Annotated in this window: 14 protein-coding genes; 2 read left to right on the forward strand and 12 right to left on the reverse strand. The window is 67.0% G+C overall.

Annotation, left to right across the window (positions count from 1 at the left end; translation table 11 throughout):
* Positions 1 to 4: 4 nt before the first annotated feature.
* The 10 genes from CAER_RS0106645 to qhpG all read right to left on the reverse strand — a co-directional run bounded on the left by CAER_RS0106645 (position 5) and on the right by qhpG (position 12,287).
* Positions 5 to 1,708 (reverse strand): AMP-binding protein, encoded by a 1,704-nt coding sequence (locus tag CAER_RS0106645; protein ID WP_027234611.1) that lies wholly within the window; start codon positions 1,706 to 1,708, stop codon positions 5 to 7.
* Positions 1,709 to 1,775: 67 nt separating this feature from the next.
* Positions 1,776 to 3,179, reverse strand: a complete 1,404-nt coding sequence (locus CAER_RS0106650) for an aldehyde dehydrogenase family protein (RefSeq protein WP_027234612.1) — start codon at positions 3,177 to 3,179, stop codon at positions 1,776 to 1,778.
* A gap of 15 nt (positions 3,180 to 3,194) precedes the next feature.
* Positions 3,195 to 4,187, reverse strand: a complete 993-nt coding sequence (locus CAER_RS0106655; protein WP_027234613.1) for a helix-turn-helix domain-containing protein — start codon at positions 4,185 to 4,187, stop codon at positions 3,195 to 3,197.
* Positions 4,184 to 4,840: a S8/S53 family peptidase gene (locus CAER_RS0106660; protein ID WP_027234614.1), complete on the reverse strand. Its 657-nt coding sequence runs from the start codon at positions 4,838 to 4,840 to the stop codon at positions 4,184 to 4,186. Before CAER_RS0106660 ends, CAER_RS0106655 begins: the two co-directional genes overlap by 4 nt.
* Positions 4,837 to 6,579, reverse strand: a complete 1,743-nt coding sequence (locus CAER_RS0106665; RefSeq protein ID WP_027234615.1) for an ABC transporter ATP-binding protein — start codon at positions 6,577 to 6,579, stop codon at positions 4,837 to 4,839. The genes CAER_RS0106660 and CAER_RS0106665 overlap by 4 nt, the downstream gene beginning before the upstream one ends.
* Positions 6,576 to 7,655, reverse strand: a complete 1,080-nt coding sequence (gene peaD, locus CAER_RS0106670) for a quinohemoprotein amine dehydrogenase subunit beta (protein ID WP_027234616.1) — start codon at positions 7,653 to 7,655, stop codon at positions 6,576 to 6,578. The genes CAER_RS0106665 and peaD overlap by 4 nt, the downstream gene beginning before the upstream one ends.
* Before the next feature lie 13 nt (positions 7,656 to 7,668).
* Positions 7,669 to 7,992 carry a quinohemoprotein amine dehydrogenase subunit gamma gene (gene qhpC, locus CAER_RS0106675; protein ID WP_008558561.1) on the reverse strand — a complete coding sequence of 108 codons (324 nt, stop codon included), beginning with the start codon at positions 7,990 to 7,992 and terminating at the stop codon, positions 7,669 to 7,671.
* Positions 7,989 to 9,413, reverse strand: coding sequence for a quinohemoprotein amine dehydrogenase maturation protein (peaB, locus tag CAER_RS0106680; RefSeq protein ID WP_027234617.1), 1,425 nt, complete (start codon positions 9,411 to 9,413; stop codon positions 7,989 to 7,991). The genes qhpC and peaB overlap by 4 nt, the downstream gene beginning before the upstream one ends.
* A 16-nt stretch (positions 9,414 to 9,429) precedes the next feature.
* A complete protein-coding gene (gene peaA / locus CAER_RS0106685) occupies positions 9,430 to 10,953 on the reverse strand; it encodes a quinohemoprotein amine dehydrogenase subunit alpha (protein ID WP_027234618.1) in 1,524 nt (507 codons plus the stop codon).
* Positions 10,929 to 12,287 carry a flavin-dependent monooxygenase QhpG gene (gene qhpG / locus CAER_RS0106690; RefSeq protein WP_027234619.1) on the reverse strand — a complete coding sequence of 453 codons (1,359 nt, stop codon included), beginning with the start codon at positions 12,285 to 12,287 and terminating at the stop codon, positions 10,929 to 10,931. The genes peaA and qhpG overlap by 25 nt, the downstream gene beginning before the upstream one ends.
* A 160-nt stretch (positions 12,288 to 12,447) precedes the next feature.
* On the opposite strand from qhpG, the gene qhpR reads away from it, so the two are divergent.
* Positions 12,448 to 13,503 carry an AraC-like transcriptional regulator QhpR gene (gene qhpR / locus CAER_RS0106695; protein ID WP_027234620.1) on the forward strand — a complete coding sequence of 352 codons (1,056 nt, stop codon included), beginning with the start codon at positions 12,448 to 12,450 and terminating at the stop codon, positions 13,501 to 13,503.
* A 248-nt stretch (positions 13,504 to 13,751) separates the two neighbouring features.
* Here the strand turns inward: qhpR and CAER_RS0106700 are convergent, their stop codons facing one another.
* Together CAER_RS0106700 and CAER_RS0106705 are read right to left on the reverse strand one after the other, a co-directional pair.
* Positions 13,752 to 14,843 carry a ParB/RepB/Spo0J family partition protein gene (locus CAER_RS0106700; RefSeq protein ID WP_027234621.1) on the reverse strand — a complete coding sequence of 364 codons (1,092 nt, stop codon included), beginning with the start codon at positions 14,841 to 14,843 and terminating at the stop codon, positions 13,752 to 13,754.
* A complete protein-coding gene (locus CAER_RS0106705; RefSeq protein WP_027234622.1) occupies positions 14,821 to 16,242 on the reverse strand; it encodes an AAA family ATPase in 1,422 nt (473 codons plus the stop codon). Before CAER_RS0106705 ends, CAER_RS0106700 begins: the two co-directional genes overlap by 23 nt.
* Positions 16,243 to 16,832: 590 nt before the next feature.
* On the opposite strand from CAER_RS0106705, the gene CAER_RS0106710 reads away from it, so the two are divergent.
* Entirely contained in the window at positions 16,833 to 18,116 is a 1,284-nt protein-coding gene (locus tag CAER_RS0106710) for a replication initiation protein (RefSeq protein ID WP_027234623.1), read from the forward strand.
* Positions 18,117 to 18,144 lie beyond the last annotated feature (28 nt).

Below are 18,144 nucleotides of genomic sequence, written 5' to 3' on the forward strand. Positions count from 1 at the left end.
CGGCTCAGCCGGCCTGCAGCTGCCGCACCATCTCGTCCCGCATCCGGTACTTCTGCGGCTTGCCGGTGACGGTCATCGGCAGCTCAGCCACGATCCGCACATGCTGCGGGATCTTGAAATGCGCGATCTGGCCGCGGCAATGGCTGCGCACCGCCTCTTCCTCCAGGCTGGCGCCCGCCGCCGGCACCACCCAGGCGCAGACCTGCTCGCCGAACTTCTCATCCGGCACCCCGAACACCTGCGCATCCGCGATATCCGGGTGGCGGATCAGAAACTCCTCGATCTCACGCGGATAGATGTTCTCGCCGCCGCGGATGATCATGTCCTTCACCCGCCCGGTGATGCTGCAGAACCCCTGATCGTCAAAGGTGCCCAGATCGCCGGTGCGCATCCAGCCGTCCCGGATCGCCTCGCCGGTCGCGGCGGGGTCGTCCCAATAGCCCTGCATCACCGAATAGCCGCGCACCAGCAGCTCGCCGCGTTCGCCCGCAGGCACGGTGCGGCCCCCGGCATCCACCGCCTTCACCTCCAGATGCGGATGCACCCGGCCCACGGTGGTGCAGCGTTTCTCTGCCGGATCAGAGGTGAAGCTTTGAAAGGACACCGGCGCGGTTTCGGTCATGCCATAGCAGATCGTCACCTCCTGCATGTGCATGTCGCGGTTCACCCGCCGCATAATCTCAATCGGGCACGGCGCGCCGGCCATGATGCCGGTGCGCAGGGAGGACACATCGCGGGGTGACTGGTCCAGCTCCTGCAGCATGGCGACAAACATCGTCGGCACGCCATAAAGCGCGGTGGCGCGTTCCGCGGCGGCGGCGTCCAGCACCGCGGCGGGCTCAAACGCCTCGCCGGGGAAAATCATCGCCGCGCCCTTGGAGACCGCCCCCAGCACCCCCATCACCATGCCAAAGCAATGGTACAGCGGCACCGGGATCAGCAGCCGGTCAGCCTCCGTCAGCTTGATCCGGCTGGTGACGAACCGGGCGTTGTTGACGATGTTGAAATGCGTCAGCGTCGCGCCCTTGGGCAGCCCCGTGGTGCCAGAGGTGAACTGGATGTTGATCGCCTCCTCCGGTGCCAGATCCGCGCTAAGCGCGTCCAGCGCCGCTGTCTCCACCCCCGCGCCCATCTCCTGCAGGGTGTCAAAGGGCAGAACGCCCGGCCCCGGATCCGCCGCCATCACCACAGCATGGCGCAAAGCGGGCAGCCGCGCCGCCTCCAGCTGGCCGGGGGCAGCGGAGGCCAGCTCCGGCGCCAGTTCGCGGATCATGCCCAGATAGTTGGAACTCTTAAAGCTTGCCGCCGCGATCAGCACCTTGCAGCCGGTCTTGTTGAGCGCATATTCCAGCTCCGCCAGCCGGTAAGCCGGGTTGATCGTCACCAGAATGGCGCCGATCCGGGCGGTGGCGAACTGGGTCAGCACCCATTCGCAGCGGTTCGGGGACCAGATCCCGACCCGGTCGCCCTTCACAACCCCCAGCGCCAGCAGCCCCGCCGCCAGTTCATCCGCCTTCTGCGCCATCTCCGCATAGGTCATCCGGATACCCGCGTCCGTCAGCACCAGCGCCTCGCGGTTGCCGTGCCGCTCCACCGCCTGCTGCAGCAGCGCCGGGATGGTGATATGCTGCAGCGGCGGCGCGCTTGGCCCCCGCACATGCGACAGGCCGTCAATCGGGGCGGTAAGATCAGGGTGCGGGTCAGTCATGGGTGTCCTCAGCTGGATAAGCGGACCGGGCCGCCGCAACGGCAGCCCGGCCAGGGTTCAAACGCGATCAGCTGCGGGCGACGTTGATCACCTGCATCTGGGTGTATTCCGCCAGCCCCTCGACCGACTGTTCCACCCCCAGGCCAGAGCCCTTAAAACCCGCCATCGGGATATGCGGGCCGATGTTCAGCTGCTGGTTCACCCAGATGGTGCCGGATTCGATGCGCCCGGCGATTTCGGTGGCCTTGGCAGTATCGCCCGAATGCACCGATCCGCCCAGCCCGTAATCGGAGGCATTGGCCCGCGCGACCACATCGTCGATATCGTCAAAGCGGATCACCGGCAGGACCGGGCCGAACTGCTCCTCGTCGACGATCTTCTGGCCGTCGGTCACATCGCGCACGATGGTGGGCGGCACGAAATAGCCGGGGCCGTCCTTGGCGCTGCCGCCCGCAATGATCTGCCCGCAGGCGCGCGCGTCCTCCAGGAAGCCCTTGATCTTGTCAAACTGCGCCTTGTTCTGGATCGGGCCAATTGTTGTCCCTTGCTTCATGCCGTCATCGACCACCGCCTGTTCGGCCAGCGCGGCCAGCTCGCCGCAGAACGCCTCGTAGATATCGCTGTGCACATAGGCGCGCTTCACTGCAAGGCAGACCTGCCCCGCATTCAGGAACGCGCCGCCATAGACCTTTTCCGCAGCCGCCTTCACATCCACATCCGGCAGCACGATCGCCGGGTCGTTGCCGCCCATCTCCAGCGTCACCCGCTTCATGGTGTCCGCCGCACTCGCCATGATCCGCTTGCCGGTCTCGGACGAGCCGGTAAAGCCGATCTTGGCCACATCCGGATGCGCCGTCAGCTTGGGGCCCAGGTCATTGGCATCGGTGATGATGTTCACAAGGCCCGCCGGGAAGATCCGGGCGCAGATTTCGCCCAGCTTCAACGCCGCAACCGGGGTCGTGGGCGCAGGCTTCAGCACGATGGCATTCCCCGCCATCAGCGCAGGCCCGATCTTCCAGCAGCACAAAAGCAGAGGAAAGTTCCAGGCGATGATGCCCGCCACCACGCCTAAGGGCTTATGCCGGGTCTCAATCCGGAATTCCGCGTCGTCTTGGATCACCCGGTCCGGCAGCTCCAGCGTTGCGGTATGCGCCAGGTATCCTTGCGACCAAGCCACCTCGCCCTGCGCCTCAGGCAGCGGCTTGCCCTGTTCCATCGTGATCAGCCGCGCCAGCTCATCCGCCTCCTCGCCAATCGCAGCGGCCAGCGCCTCAACCTTGGCGCGGCGCTCAGCCATCGGTGTCTCCGCCCAGGCTTTCTGCGCAGCCTTGGCAGCGGCAACCGCCTCGTTCATCTGCGCCTCAGAGGCATGCGGCACGCGGGCAAACACCTCCTCCGTTGCCGGGTTGATCACCTCGATCATGCGCTCCGCCGAAACCTGTTCGCCGTTGATCAGCATGCGGTATTCCATTGCCGTTCTCCCTGTTTATCCGTCAGCCGGGTTTGATTGCAGAAGACAACCACGCCCCGGCAGCGCGGTCTTGGGGATGGGTGCCAAAGAGTTTGCGTCCTGCGCCAAAAATCCGCCCAGAGTGCAGGTGCTCAGGAACCCGCGCGGCGAGCAGCCGAACTGCTGGCGGAAGGTGCGGTTGAAATGCGAGATATCGCCAAACCCGGCGCCATAGGCGATCTGGGCAATCGGCACCCGGGCGCCCTGCCGCGCCGCATGGCGCAGCTTGCCCGCGACCGCGGCCAGCCGGGTGCGGATCAGGCAGTCGGTGAAGGTGGTGCCGTTCTCTTGAAACTCCCGCTGCAGCTGGCGCCGCGACAGCCCGGTCCGCGCGGCCAGCGTATCCACTGTCAGCCTAGGATCGCCGCTCAGCAGCTCCAGCGTTTCGCGCACCAGCCGGAACCGGTGCTTGCGGCTGCCCAGGCTGCCCGCCCCCGGGCGCGCACCGGCGGCAAAGGCCAGCGGCACCAGGTCAAAAATATAGCCGGCGCTGTCCTCCGCGCCGGTCCCATCCAGCAGCCCGCACAGGCTGGCGTGCAGCGGATGCGGCGGCGCGATCTTGCGGCCCGCCGCGGGCATCTCCCGCCGCCTCTCCAGCACCAGCGCCCGCGGCAGATGCGCCGACAGAAACGCCGCGGGCCGGCCGCTGACGCGCAGCTCCGCCGCACGGGTGGAATCCAGCAGCAGGAACTCCCCCGGCGTCAGAACCGTCTCGCACCCCGCGTGCTGGACGCCGGTCTCCCCCTCCAGCTGGCGCAGCAGAAAGAAATGCTCCTGATCGTCGCGCAGGATACCCTTGCGGGTGCGCTCGATGCGGGCCGGCGGGCAGCGGACCTCGGCCACATCGACGCCGCTCCGCTGCCGCAGGTCAAAGGTTCCCGCCCAAGTCCCTGCGGCCCGCTCCGGTGTCGCATAGTAATGGCCGCAATTGGCCCGCAGGGTGCTGTTCCAGTTCTCAAAGCAGATCATGCAGCGTGCGGCCCCCCTGCCCCGATGCGCTCGCGGCCCGTGAAGGACGGGGCTTGCAGCATCTCCCCTGCCCCGCCGTCCATGCAGGCGCGGGCCAGCAGCCCGGTGAAATGCGCCGCCGCCAGGCTGGCGCCGCGCACCGGCGCGCCGGGACCGCCCGGACAAGCGCCAAACCGCGCCCCCGGAAGGTCCAGCCGCGACCATTGGCCGGGCGCGCAGCGGGCATCGCCCTGAACGGACAGGACCCCATCGCACCCCGCCGGATACACCGATGCCCCGCGCGCCGGGGCGGAGGCCACCAGCCGCTTGCCCGCCGCCAGCACCGCCGCCACCGCCTCGGCCAGCAGCGGGCTGGCCTCCGCATGGCCAAAGGAGCAATGGACAATCTCCGCCTCCGACTCCGCGGCTAGGCGCAGCGTCTCTGCCACGGTGGCAAGCGAGGTGGCGAGCCGCCCCGGAAAGATGCTGAGCCCAAGGAAGCGGGCCCCGGGCGCATTAGTATGGATGGCAGCCGCCATGTGGCTGGCATGCAGCGCCGCAGGGCTTTCGGCTGCCCGCGGGTGCAGCTCGCACAGGTCCATCCGGGCGGCAAGGCCGGGGGTCTCCGCCGCCAGCGGCCCGTCAACCAGCGCAATCAGCGGCGCGCGGGTCATGCCAGCCCCTCCGTCAGGTCGATCTCCATGTCGAAATCCCCGCCCGCCGCCGCGCCGCCGTGAGCAGTCAGGATGCGGGTGGCCTGGGGGAACACCGCGTCGATATGGGCCAGGATCCGGGCCGCGGTGGCAGGATCCACCTCCGACAGCGCCTCATCCAGGATCAGAATATCAAAGGGCTGCAGCAGCGCCCGCAGCAGGCACAGCCGCTGCCGCTCGCCGCCCGACAGGGTCAACCCGCTTTCGCCCAGCGTGGTGTCCAGCCCGCCTGCCCCGCGGAACCTGTCCGCCAAGCCAAACAGCTCCAGCAGCGCCCGGACCTGCGCTTCATTCTCAGGCTTGGCCCAGAAGGCGCGGCTCTGGAACAGGTTGTCGCGCAGGCTGGCCCGCAGGGTGAAGGGCCGCTGCCCGGCATAGACCACCCGCTCCGGCAAGCCGGCGCCGCCCAGCAGGCCCAGGTCCGCACCGCCCAGGGTCACACGCCCGGCCACGGGCCGCGCCCGCCCGCACAGCACCGCCAGCAGGGAGGTCTTGCCCGCGCCGCTTGCCCCTCTCACCGCCACCCTGGCGCCTTCGGGAATGGTCAGGGTCAGCGGCCCCAGCGGCGGCGCCGCCCCGCGCGAAACGGTCACGCCCGCCAGCCGCAGATCATACCCGGCCGGCTCAAAACCGGCCGCCCGGGCGGGGCCATCCGCCTGCATCACCGCATCCAGCCGCGCCGCCGCCACCTTGACCCGCGCCTGCGCGTGCCACAGGCCCAACAGCGACTGCATCGGCCCGGTCATGAAGCCCATATAGGCCACAAAGGCGATCAGCGACCCCAGCGGCCACTCGCCCCGGATCACCATCAGCCCGCCCGCCAGAAAGATCGCCGACCGGGTCAGCGCCGACAGCAGCACCGGCACCGCACGCGTGAACTCGCCCCACAGGTTCTGGGCGATCAGCCTCTGGCTCAGCCCGGCATGATCCCGCAGGCTGCGCCGCTCTGCCCACGCCGTTCCACGCGCTGCCTGCAGCGCAGGCAGGCCGAACAGAGTCTCCGACAGCCCCGCGCTGTACCGCCCCTGCATCTCGCGCACCGCTGCCGCTCGCCGCTCGGTCCGGGGCCGCGCCCAGATCAGAAAGGCCAGCTCCGCCGGGGCCAGCAATGCCGTCAGCAGCCCCAGCCGCCAGTCCAGGACCATCAGCATCGCCGAGCCGCCCATCAGCCGGATCAGCGCCGAGGAGCCGCCCAGCACCGCGTTAAACGCAAACTTCTGCACCTCCGCCGCGTCGCCATCCACCCGCGCCAGCAGCTCACCGGCGCGCTGGCTGGCGAACCACCCCGCAGGCTTGGCAGCCAGCCGCGACAGCAGCCGCTGCCGCATCCGTGCCAGCATCCGGACCGAGGCGCGCATGTGCAGGATATTGCTCAGCGCGCCTGTGCCGGTGGCCAGCAGGCCGATCCCGAACAGCGCCAGCGACCAGATCACCAGCTGCGCCGCATCCCCCGCCATCAGCCCGCGGTCGATCACCAGCTTGCTGATATAGGGCGGCAGCAGGCCAATCGCGGCAGCAGCAAAGCTGATCAGCAACAGCACCGCCAGCCGCCGCCGGTGCGGCCGCAACAGCGGCAGCAGCCAAACCGCCGTGGCAGGCGTGAAAAGCGCCGCGCCCGCACGCGATGGCAGGCGCGGCCAGGTCCGGGCGGCAGCACCGCCGCCCGGCTGGGAGGAGAGTTTTGCGGCAGGCCCGCTCATTCCTGCGGCACGACATGCAGGGTGGAGACGGACATATCCCCGCCCGACGGCATCCGGATCTCGCCCACCCGCTCCAGCGTCTCGCTGTCGTAGATGCCGATGTCGTCATTGGTGCCCGCGACATAGAGCTCCTTCCCGTCGCTGGAGACATTGATGACGTAGTAGGTGTGCGGCAGGTCCACCCGCTTCACCAGTTCCTGGGTTTCCAGATTGTGCTTGGACAGCTGGGTATAGACGCCGTACAGGTGCTTGGGATCCACTGCACTGCGCACGGCCGAGAACATCAGCACTTCGAAGGAGGCGAAATCGGCGATCTCCGTCTCCCCCGTGGTCAGGTCAACGGACTGATATCCCCAAACAAAATCCGCCATCTCCTGCTGGGTTTCGTCCGTAAACACCGCCGCGGTGTACATCAGCAGCATCTCGTCGTTCTGGCTGCCGGTGGGCCAGAACGCCAGCACATCCGGAGGGCTGTAGGTGGGGCGGTCCCAGCTGGCGTTGGCAATCGCCACCTCAGTGTCGCCATTGGTGGGATCGACCCGGTAGATCTCATGCCCGGCAACATAGACCTGCCCGTTGCGGTCGCTCGCCATCAGGGTGGACCGCCGCGGCGCCTCAAAGGTGGCGGACGGCTTGGCCTCCAGCCCGGCACCCGCGTCATAGACGGCAAACTCCGGCTGCATCACCTCATAGCGGTCGGTCTTCTTGCGCACCGGATTGCGCACCGTGTAGATCTGGCTGCCGTCCTTGGACACCGCCAGCGACGCCAAGGAGCGGCGCGTCACTTCGCCCTCCGACTGGGCGGCGTGAAAGACCTTTTCGCAGGTCTCGATATCAACCCCGACCACGTCCTGCCAATGGTTCAGCAGCACATAGGCAATGCGGTTGTCCGGCGACATGGCTATGACGCCCGGTGTCACATTCGCCCCCAGATCGCAGTCGGCCTTGACCGAGCGGTCCTGGGCATCAAAGACATAGAGGCTGGAGGGCCGGGCCACCGTCACCAGAAGGTCGCCAGCGGCCAGCGGCAGGGCTGACGCGCAAAACGCAGCAGCAGCAAAAAGCGCGGATTTCATGATGCGGGTCTCCTCAGGTTTCGGCGTCGGTGGGATAGGTGGCGCCAAGCGCGCGCCAGTCCTTGGCGGCATTGGGCGCGCCCTCGTCCCAGTTCGGGTGGTTGACCATGATGTCGGGCACCTGCGCAGGCCACCAGCAGGGGTCGGAGCAGCCGTAAAGATCCGCCTCCATCGGCTGGCACAGCGCGGCCAGCCCGCCAAAGGGATCGACCTCCCAGCCCGGGTCGAATGTGGTGGCGCAGCCTGCGGTCACGGTCTGCATCGCGCGGACCTCTTCCATCTGGCCTTGGGCCGCAGCCTGCTGGACGCGTTCGGCTTTCTGATTGAGCGGTTTCATTTTCCAAACGCCCTCCTCGGCGCAACATGTTGGTGAAAATACTGCGGCGCCTGGGCGATCAGCCGGGCATAGGCGGCGACGCCAAAGTCGATCCAGTCGCGCATCAGGTCGCAGTAGTGATAGGTCGGCATCATCGGGTCGCTGAAATGGGCATAGCTCTCGTGGTAGCAGCCCCCCGCGCACAGGTTGCGGATCCGGCAGGTGGCGCAACCCTTCTCGGTTCGGTCGGAGCGTGCCTTGATGAACCCCGACAGCTCCTTGCGCTTGATGCCCTCATCGACGGTGCCGAACTGGTCCATTTCCGATCCGGTGAACCGGTGGCACAGGTTCAGCGCGCCGTCGTGATTGACTGCCAGCATCCCCACCCCGGCCCCGCAGGGCAGCGCCTTGGAGCGCCCCTCGTAAAGGTCGTTCATCATCTGATGCATGTTGGAAAAGCCGATGTTGCGGCCCTTCAGCGCTTCCTCGACATAGAGCCTGCCAAGGGATTTCATGCCCTCGAACACCTCCAGCAGCTCAGCACCATTCAGGTTGAAGGCATCCATCTCCCCCGAGGTGACCGGCGAGAACCCCACCTCGGCAAAACCGATATCGTTGATCAGATGGTCCCAGATCTCGACGATATTGGTGACCCCCGCCGTCAGGGTGACGCGGGCGCCCACCGGCTTGGACGTGTAGCGCGACAGCAGCAGCCGCGCCTTGGCGGCCACCGCGTCATAGGTGCCCTTGCCGCCCACCGTCTTGCGATTCAGATCGTGCTGCGCCTTGGGGCCGTCGATGGACACCGTCAGGCCAAAGCGATGGTCGTCCAGCCAGTCGATCAGCGGCTCGGTCAGCAAGGTCGCATTGGTCGTCAGGCTGAAGTTCACCGCCTTGCCAAGTGCTGCAAAATGCGGCTCGGCCCACTCCACCACCTGCCGGATCAAGGGCAGGTTCGACAGCGGCTCGCCGCCGAAAAACACGATGTTATAGCTGTCCCGGTCCGGGTTCTCCGCCAGCAGCATCTCCGCCGACTTCCGCGCGGTGTCAAAGGCCATCTTCTGACCCTTCGACGGCACCGCAAGATCCTCCTTGTAGCAATAGGAGCACGCCAGGTTGCAGCCGGTGTTGACGTTCAGAACGATGGTGGTCAGCGGGAAGGTCTCGATCTCGATCGGCGGCCGTTCCGGCTGCAGCGGGCGCCCGTCGTTGACGATATCCAGCCGCACCAGCCCATCCAGCCGCGCCGCCGCATCTTCGGCTGCAAACCGCGCCTCAAACTCGTCCAATGAGAACGCCTGCTCCTGCGCCGCATAGTCGAGGATACCGCGGTCCACCCCGTCCATCTCGAAGATCGAGGTGGTGGGCACATGGAACAGAACCTCCCGCCCCTCGACCTCTACCCGGTGCGCATTGGCCGGCTGATAGTGAAAGTCTTTCATGATTTCTCCCCCTGTCTCAGCGGATCGGCGGGTCGATGAAGCGCTGCACGGTGACGATCAGCATCGCCTCCGCCTGCTGGCCCATCGCTTTCGCCTGCACGGTCAGCTCGCCCGCATTGTTAGCGCTAAATGGGCGGTCCGGGTTGGGTCCGGCAACTGCAGGCGCAAAGATCCCGCTTGGCTGCATTTTCCCTGCAAATTCAGTATCTTTCATGTGGGCCGCATGTTCATGCGCGTTGGCCACGGTCCACTGCGCCTCGACCCGTCCGATGCGCACATCGTCCTCGGTCCCGGCCTCGCCGTCAGGGCCGTTCCACATACCCACCGCGTTGAAGTAGGCAGGCACCGCGGCCGGGCCTTCCTCGCTGCCGCCGCCGACGCGGGCGATGGTGAACTCCGGCTCCACCTTCAGACTGTCGAGCGAGGTGTAATGGGCGATCTGCCCCTCTGCCCCGCCCGCGCTGAAGGTCACGACGCCATTGCCCTCAGCCGCCAGCGACAGCGCCGCGCCATAGGTGTTCGCTGCTGTCTCGCCGCTGGATGTGTCCAGCCCGTCCAGCCCGGTGCCAACCACCTGCACCTGCGCCTCCCCCGCCGGAACTGCAGAGGGAACGGTGCCCAGAATGACGCTGCCGGCCCCGTCCCGCACACCGCTCAGCGGCGCGCCCAGGGCATCATTGCTGCGATCAAACTGGCGGCCCTGCAGGCTGTTGCCGTCCTCCGACAGCGCCAGCACCTGGCGGTAGGCGGTGCCGCCGATGTCCAGATTGGCGCGCCACTCATACCCTGTGTACAGGTTCATCTGCCCCGACGCCGGATGCGCAGTGCCATCCGCCGTCACGAACTCGCCACTGACCTGATAGGGCGAGGCATCGCCGGTGACCGTCAGCTTGCCATAGGCCTCGCCGATGCCGGGCAGATCGGTCATCACCACCCAGTCGCCCGCCACCGGCTGCTTGTCCGCCGCCTGCCAGTCCGTCCAGGCAGCCGTCTCCAGCGGGTTCTGCTCCGCCAGATAGCTGGCGATCTCGGTCCGCGCGATCTTGTACCACTCCCGATCGCGGCCAAGCGCCTGGTATTCGATGGTAGGGAAATGGCCGACATGGAAGTCCATGTGCAGCTCCCACTCCTCCGCGGTGCGGTTCTGCAGCAGCCCCCGCGCGCCGGTATGGCAGCGCGCGCACATCGAGGCAAACGGCTCGTCAAAGCTTTCCTGCGCGTTCGGGTCTTTCTCCAGCGCATAGCGGAACGGTGCGGCCTCAGCAGGCGCCAGCCCTTGGGTGTCCGCCAGATGCTGCACGATGCCGCGGCGGTCCTCGGCGCTGATCTCCAGCCCGTGCGCCTGCTGCATCCGGACGATGGTCATCATCCAGCCCTCAGGGCTTTTGCGCTGGCCGCTGATCCGGCTCAGCCCGCCCTCCTCCGCCGTGTGGCAGCTGGAGCAGGCGTTTTTCAGCAGCTCCTCACTGGCCATTGCCGGCATCGCGCCCGCCGCTGAGATCAGAAGTGCAGCCGTCAGGCCGCGGGGTCGTAGTTGCATGGATCAGTCTCCCTGTTTGCAGTGTCCCAGGGGATCTGCGCCCCCTCGGTAAAGCCTTGTGACAAAAGCCATTGATGGATTGCCCGCGCCGCCTGCGGCGCGGCCTCGGGCAGAACCGCGCTGTGAAAGCGGGCCGCATCCGGCAGTGGCTGCCCGTTCAGGCGGCGCAGCAGCGGCACGATCTCCTGCCCGGCAGCAAAAGCCGCGCCGCCGGGGGCATCGCGGGTGATCAGCACCTCGCGCCGGGCCAGATGCCCGTCCTGCACCACAACCCGCATCGCGGTGTGAGGGCGGATGTCCGTATCATGCGCCGGAGCCGCGTCCGGCCAGGCGGCGCGCTGCTGCCAGAACGGCGTCTGAAACCCCGCCTCGCGGTAGAAGTCCCGGCCCACCCGGGCCTGCCGCCAAAACGTCTCCGCCACCCGGTTGCGGTAGAAGTCGCGGGCCAGACCGGCCTCCCCCGCCAGCAGCGCCCGCGCAACCGGCACCGCCATCAGCGCCGAGGATACGGCCCAGAACATCCCGTGCCCCGACAGCGGATCCAGCGCCACCGCCGCATCGCCCAGCCGCGGGCAGCGCGGGTCCAGATCCGGCGTCGCTAGCCGCGGCGCAATCGCATGAACAACGGGGCGGCGCGGCAGCGGGGTCTCTCCCAGAACGGTTTTCCACAGCGCCGCCACAGCCGTTTTGCCACCCGTCCGGCCCAGCGAGTCCGCAGCACCCACCGCCTGCAGCCACAGCCGATCCCGGTCCACAGGCACCGACCAGACCCAGCCGCCGGGCCGGGCCTCGATCCGCGGCGTGGTCATATCTCCCGCCTGCGGCGGCACAAACCCGGCAACCGAAATCGTGTCCGGCCCCGCCAGTTCTGTCCGCTTGATTTTCATGGATTGGCGCGGCGCCCGGCGGCCGCGGGCCTCAAACAGCAGCCGGGCGGACAGGCATGTGCCATCGGCCAGCCGGATTTCACCGGCATCGGGCCGCACGCTGGACACCGATGCATAGATTACGCTGACGCCCTCGGCCCGCGCGGCCTCCAGCAGCCCGGCGTCAAAGGCGCTGCGGTCGGCCAGATGCTCGCTGTTCTGGCCGCCCTGGAACGCACCCCAGCTGACATGGCGCTGCGCCGCCGGACCGATCCCGGCCAGCGGCAGCCCATGCCGCGCCAGAATCGCCGCGACGCGGGCGGACATGCCCTCATACCGCGGCCCGCGCGGCGGCAGGGTGGCCAGCGCAACCCGGTATCCGGCCCGCGCCAGCAGAACCGCCGCCACCGACCCGGCCGGGCCGCCGCCTGCGATCACTATATCAAAGGTGCCTATTTGAGGTGCCATTTATCCAAGGTGCCCCGGCGGGCCGCCTCTTGTGGCGGACACTTCCGGACAACAACCCGACATTTCCGGACAGAATCGGCGGCTCTGGCCCGGTCTGCGGCATTTTTTCTGGAATGGCAGATTTTTGCGGTATTCTGGCGCAATCCTGAGGAAATGCGCGATGCCACACAACTACCAGCCCCGGATTTCTGCCTCCACTTTGAATGACCCGCTGCGGGCCGTTGAGTTCATGAACGGCGATGCGGCGTCGATCTCCCGCAACGCCGGGATCAGCCAGCAGGACCTTGAGGGCGAGATCGGCCTGAAGAAATTCGTCGACTTCTGCGAGCACGCCTCCGAACAGCTTGGCCTGCCCGATTTCGGCTGGCGGGTCGGCTCGGTCTTCAACCTGCAAAACCTTGGCACGCTTGGGGAATATATCATGCAAGCACCAACGCTGGGGGCTGCCTTGTCACTGTTCCGCAGCGCCTTTCCGATGGTGCAAAGCGATTCCGAACTGCGGCTGACGGTCGACGGGGACAAGGCGCGGCTGACCTACCGGATTCTCGACACCCGCATCTGGCCGCGGCAGCAGGATGCAGAGCTGACGCTGTCGGTGTTCCACAGCCTGATCCGGTCTGCCACCGGACCGGACTGGCGGCCAGAGCTGCTGTCGCTGGAGCACGAATCAAGCGCCCTGCACAGCCGCAGCAGCGCCGGACCGCGCTGCCCGGTGCAGTATTCCGCGGGCTCGAACACGCTGGTGTTCTCCGCCGGGCTGCTGGATCTGCCGCTGGCGGACAGCGAAAACCCGGCTTTTAAAACCGCCTCGCAATCAATTGTCCGCACCGCCCGCCAAAGCGAGCGCGACGCGCCGGTCACCGTGCGGGTGCGCCGCGAGCTGCTGATGCGGATCGGGCGGGAGAGCTTTGAGCAGACCGCCATCGCCGCCGCCCTGGGCATGTCCCGCCGCACCCTGCGGCGGCGGCTGGAGGATGAGGGGCAGAAGTTCTCCCGGCTGCTGGCGGGCTGCCGGATGGAGATCGCCAAGCGCATGCTGCTGGCCCCGGGCGCGCAGCTGCACGACATCTCGGAGCGGCTGGGCTATTCCGAAGTCTCCGCGTTTGAGCGCGCCTTCCGCCAGCGCGAGGGCGCAACGCCCAGCCAGTTCCGCAAGCAATGCTGCGCCGAAGGGGCCAGAGAGTGTGAGGCCAGCGCGGAGTCCGCTGCGAACTGACGGGCTGCCGCAACAGGGAAATATCTGCATTGATCATGCGCGGGGGCGGTTTCGCAGCGAAACCTGCCAGGGTGCAGCGGGCATCGCGCAGTTGGTTCGCGAGATAGGGGCCGCACAGGAGGTTTCGCAGCGAAACCTACCCGCTGGGGCTAGCCGCCTGTGCCGTGCCGGCCCTTGCGCGCAAAACAAAACCCCCGGCCCAAGACCGGGGGTTTCGCAGCGAAACCTGGCGGCAGCACCCTGCCCGCTTAGCCGTTTTCCAGCAGATGGCGCACGTTGTCCATCACCGCATCGACCAGTTCTGCCGTCACCTCGGAGCCGGAAAAGCGGATGGCATAGCCGCTCGGGCCAAGCTCCCGTTCGATGGTGATGCCGCGGGCAACCCGGGTCTTGCGGGCGCGTTCGATCTTCTGCGCGGCCTTGGGGCGGCCGCCGCGGCTGGGGTCCTGCGGCGCGCCTTCGGCCTGTTCGATGACCGGCAGCATGGCGTCCCATTCCTCTGCCGCCGAGCGCCCGCCGGCCTGTTCCAGCGCGGTGCGGAGGTCTTCGGCCAGCCCGGCCCGCAAGGCGCCCGCAAGCCGCAGGCACTGGCGTTCGTTGAGGCCGGTGGCAAAGGCCAGCATGTCGCCCAGCTCCTCGTGGATCAGGGCAAAGGAGCGGATCTTGGAGCGCTTGGCCTTGGAGGCGTTCTGGAACAGCACCGCCACGGCCTCGTCGACGGTGGGAAACACGCCGTCATGCACGGCAGAGGCGGCGGCGCGGCCGCGTTCATACTGGCTGAGACCTGCGCGGATCTCGTTTTCCTCGATCATCGCGACCAGCGCATCGGCAATGCTGCCGGGGGCGCGGATGAAGGCGGGGATGGTCTGGAACCGTTCGCCGCCGCTGAGCGCGTTGAGGCGGCGCACTGCGGTCAGGCGGCGGTAGCCGGAGACCAGCGCGTATTTGCCCGCGTCCTCGTGGTTCTGCGGCTCGAACACTTCAATGGGCAGGCGCAGGCCGTTGACCGAGATCGAGGTCATCAGCTCCTGCATCTCTTCCTCGTCCATCACGATCCGGTCGCGGTTCAGCGCCTCGGCGGTGATGTCGGTGATGGGCAGTTCCACCGCCACCAGGCCTTTTTCCTCTGCCGCGCGCAGCCGTTCGGCATCAGCCCGGTCGCGGGCCGCGGCCTCGCGGCCGGCCTGGGGCAGGGGGTCGGCATGGCGGGCGGCATCGGCCACCACATCGGCAATCGGCGGCCGCAGCCCGGGGCCGCGGGCCAGATCCCGGTCGATGCCTGCCTCAATCTCCTTCAGCGCCTCGGGCGAGGGCGTTTCAAGCTGTCTGCGCCTGGCCATCTGCTGTCTCCTCTTGCTGGGATTGCTGCTGCTCCATCTGCTGATCGCGCCACCAGCTGCCGATCAGCAGTTCCTTGAATTCCGCATAGGTGCGGTCAAACACCTCGCGGCCGCGGGTATAGGTCTCGCGGTTGAAGTTGCGGTAGTCGGCCTCGTAGATGCCGGAGACGCTTTCGCCGGCCTGGCCGACCAGGGCGGTGTAGTCCTGCCGGTAGGCGTTCATCATGTCGCCGAAATAGGCCTGGATCACATTGGCCAGATCGGTCTGCTGGCTGGCGTCGAAGCGGGTGATCAGGGCGCGCACCACGTCCCATTCGAACTTCATCTCCGGCAGGCCCGCACGGCGGCGGGCAGCGTTCTCGCCGTCCTCGATCGAGGCGAAGGTGGAATAAAGCATGTCGAAGAACCGGCCGGTGGAGTCGAACTCCAGGAACGATGCGCCCAGCGGCACCATCAGGATGTCAGCCGCAGCCAGCGCGTTGATGGTGAGGTAGCCGAGGGCAGGGGGGGTATCGAGCAGGATAACGTCATAGTCGTCCAGCGCGCCGCCCTGGTCCAGCGCGTTGGTCAGCGCGTCCCACAGGGCCCAGTTGCGCAGGCCCATGCGCCAGACCGGGATCTGGAATTCCGCCCAGTAGAGGTTCAGCTGCGCGCCAATGAGGTCGATGTTGGGCCAGTGGGTTTTCTGGACCACGTTTCGCAGCGAAACCTCCCGCGCCTCGGTCAGGGTCTCGTCCAGCGGGATCGGGTCTGACCCGGCGGCGGCGCGGACCTTGTTCTCGGCCTCCACCGCCTCGGCGTAGTCGCGGGCGAGCAGGGGGAAGACGGTCTGCCATTCATCTGCCACCTGGCCGCCGAGGATCGAGGTCATGGAACCCTGGGAGTCCAGATCCACCACCAGCACCTTGTAGCCGTCGAGCGCGGCGGACATCGCCAGATGCGCCGCGGTCGAGGTCTTGCCGACGCCGCCCTTGAAGTTCGCAACCGCGACCACCTTGGCGGGCAGGCCCTCGGGGCGGTAGGGGCGGTATTCCTTGGTGGAGATGCCTTCCTCCGCGAAATGGTCGCGCAGCTTCAGCACCTCCTCCAAGGTGAACCACTTGGAGCCGCTGGCGCCCTCGCCCTGGGGCAGATCGGGGTTCTTGTTCAGCACCCGGCGCAGGTGCGCGGGGGCGACGGGGATCAGGTAGCGGCAGACCTCCCAGGTGGAGAATTTGCGCAGCCGTTTGCGCCCGTCCGGCGCGTAGCCGCGCTTGGCCAGATCATCGCGGCCCCGGCCTGCAAACGCCGCGGCCTTGGCGAATCTGGCGGTGTCGACCACCTCGCCCAGCTTGTCCGCTGCCGCCGCCGGATCCAGGTTGAAATAGGGGGGCAGGGGAGTGTCCGGTTTTTTTGCCATGTCTCGTGTGCCTCGGTAAAATCGCCTGTTTGGCGTGTTATCACCGGTTTTGTCGCACATCCGGGGCAGAGAGTGAATCATTATCTGGCAGCGCATCTGTTTTCCGCTGCCGTCCGTAATCCGCGGAATATATGAGTCTTTTCCCCGAAAATTACTATCGCACAAACAGGTTGAAATGTTGTGAATCTTTGATTCAGTTTAGAATCTTTGGGGCTAAGAAGATCATATATATCAGCGGGTTAATTGCTTTTGGGGACCCGCATCCGGGGTCAAAGGAACCCGTTTGCAGGATCATGGGTACCTGTCTGCGGGAGCAAGGGTCCCGATTCGCAGGGCGACAGGTACCCGTGCCCCTGAGACCCGAAATCAGGCCGTTTGAGCGCCCGGATCAGCCGGAAACCGGGGGATTTCGGCTGTATCCGGGGCCTGCGGGGGCCGGTCCGGTGTTAAGGTACCCGTTTCCGGGATGGGCTTCTCCTGTAAACGGGTCCCCAAGCCGGGATTGAGCGCGGGTTCCTTTTGCGCCATAGTCTGTGCAGAGCAGAATCCCCGCAAGAGCGTCAAGCCGCCAGGGGCAAGAGGGCAGGGCGATGGATCCAGACGACATCCCGCACAGCAAGCTGACCGGGCCGTTGCGCCGGGGGTCGGTGAAAAAGAATGTCGCGGCAATCCATGTCTCGGGCAAGCTGACGCTGCTGCAGCGCAAACTGTCCAATGTGCTGCTGCTGAATGCCTATGACGCGCTGATCTCCAAGCCCAAGCACCAGATCGACGCGCAGACGCTGTGCATGATGGTGGGCTACAACTCCAACGATATGGAAACCCTGAAGCAATCGCTGCGCAGCCTGGCGGAGACGGTGGCGGAATGGGACATGCTGGATGAGAACGGCAAGCAGGAGTGGGGGGTGAGCTCCCTGCTGTCCTACGCCAAGCTGCAGGGCGGGGTGTGCGAATATGCCTACAGCCCGGCGCTGGCGGAAAAGCTGCATGACCCCAAGGTGTTTGCGCTGATTAATCTGAACATCCAGCGGCGGTTCACCTCCGGCCACGCTCTGGCGCTCTATGAGAACTGCTACCGGTTTGTGCGCACCGGCTCGACCGGCTGGTGGGACATTGCGCTGTTCCGCCGTCTGATGGGGGTGGACGGCAGTGCGTATTACGAGAGCTTCAAGCATCTGAATGCCAAGATCATCAAGCCGGCAGTGGCGGAGGTGAACAAGACCTCCAACATCCTGCTGACGCCGGAGTTCAAGAAGATGGGGCGGCAGGTCGCGGAGGTGCGGTTTCTGATCAAGGAGAACCCGCAGCTGGCGATGCTGGACATTGATGATGGCGCCGGGGTGCGGCAGGGGGCGGTTTACGGCCAGCTGATGGAGCTGGGGGTGAGCGACCGGCTGGCGCGGCAGTGGATTGCCGAGCATGGCGAGGATTATGTGGCCGAGAAGGTCGGCTATCTGAAAGGGCGCAAGGGGGTGGACAGCCCGGTGCGCTATCTGAGCGCGGCGCTGCGGGACGACTATAAGGACGCGCCTGCGGAGGCGGTGAACGAGGTTTCCCCGGAACTGCTGGCGGCGGCCAAGGCGCGCAAGGTGGCGGAGGCCGTGGCGGCGCGCAAGGCCGCGGCAGAGGATGCGGCCAAGGCGCAGGAGCGCGCGCTGAGGGCGCAGCGGCTGGAGCGGATCCGCGATCTGGCCGCCAGCCGCTCGCCCACCCAGCGGGACGCCGACAAGCGGCTGTTCCTGAGCCGCCTGGAGGATGAGATCGACCGCGAGGAATTCCGCAACCGCGGCTGGGGCGCGGCCTTGCTGGCCAGCCAGATGGCGGAATTCTGGGAGGAACTGATCCCGGGCGCGTTCGAGGAACTGGCCGGATAGGGCAGGGGGCCGCCTGCCGCCCCGTGGT

This window comes from Leisingera caerulea DSM 24564, assembly GCF_000473325.1.
GTDB classification, from domain to species: Bacteria; Pseudomonadota; Alphaproteobacteria; order Rhodobacterales; family Rhodobacteraceae; genus Leisingera; species Leisingera caerulea.

What these genes read in the sequence shown, in the direction of transcription:
- CAER_RS0106645 (WP_027234611.1), bottom strand. Translation starts at nt 1,708, where the DNA reads ATGACTGACCCGCACCCTGATCTTACCGCCCCGATTGACGGCCTGTCG.
- CAER_RS0106650 (WP_027234612.1), bottom strand. Translation starts at nt 3,179, where the DNA reads ATGGAATACCGCATGCTGATCAACGGCGAACAGGTTTCGGCGGAGCGC.
- CAER_RS0106655 (WP_027234613.1), bottom strand. Translation starts at nt 4,187, where the DNA reads ATGATCTGCTTTGAGAACTGGAACAGCACCCTGCGGGCCAATTGCGGC.
- CAER_RS0106660 (WP_027234614.1), bottom strand. Translation starts at nt 4,840, where the DNA reads ATGACCCGCGCGCCGCTGATTGCGCTGGTTGACGGGCCGCTGGCGGCG.
- CAER_RS0106665 (WP_027234615.1), bottom strand. Translation starts at nt 6,579, where the DNA reads ATGAGCGGGCCTGCCGCAAAACTCTCCTCCCAGCCGGGCGGCGGTGCT.
- peaD (WP_027234616.1), bottom strand. Translation starts at nt 7,655, where the DNA reads ATGAAATCCGCGCTTTTTGCTGCTGCTGCGTTTTGCGCGTCAGCCCTG.
- qhpC (WP_008558561.1), bottom strand. Translation starts at nt 7,992, where the DNA reads ATGAAACCGCTCAATCAGAAAGCCGAACGCGTCCAGCAGGCTGCGGCC.
- peaB (WP_027234617.1), bottom strand. Translation starts at nt 9,413, where the DNA reads ATGAAAGACTTTCACTATCAGCCGGCCAATGCGCACCGGGTAGAGGTC.
- peaA (WP_027234618.1), bottom strand. Translation starts at nt 10,953, where the DNA reads ATGCAACTACGACCCCGCGGCCTGACGGCTGCACTTCTGATCTCAGCG.
- qhpG (WP_027234619.1), bottom strand. Translation starts at nt 12,287, where the DNA reads ATGGCACCTCAAATAGGCACCTTTGATATAGTGATCGCAGGCGGCGGC.
- qhpR (WP_027234620.1), top strand. Translation starts at nt 12,448, where the DNA reads ATGCCACACAACTACCAGCCCCGGATTTCTGCCTCCACTTTGAATGAC.
- CAER_RS0106700 (WP_027234621.1), bottom strand. Translation starts at nt 14,843, where the DNA reads ATGGCCAGGCGCAGACAGCTTGAAACGCCCTCGCCCGAGGCGCTGAAG.
- CAER_RS0106705 (WP_027234622.1), bottom strand. Translation starts at nt 16,242, where the DNA reads ATGGCAAAAAAACCGGACACTCCCCTGCCCCCCTATTTCAACCTGGAT.
- CAER_RS0106710 (WP_027234623.1), top strand. Translation starts at nt 16,833, where the DNA reads ATGGATCCAGACGACATCCCGCACAGCAAGCTGACCGGGCCGTTGCGC.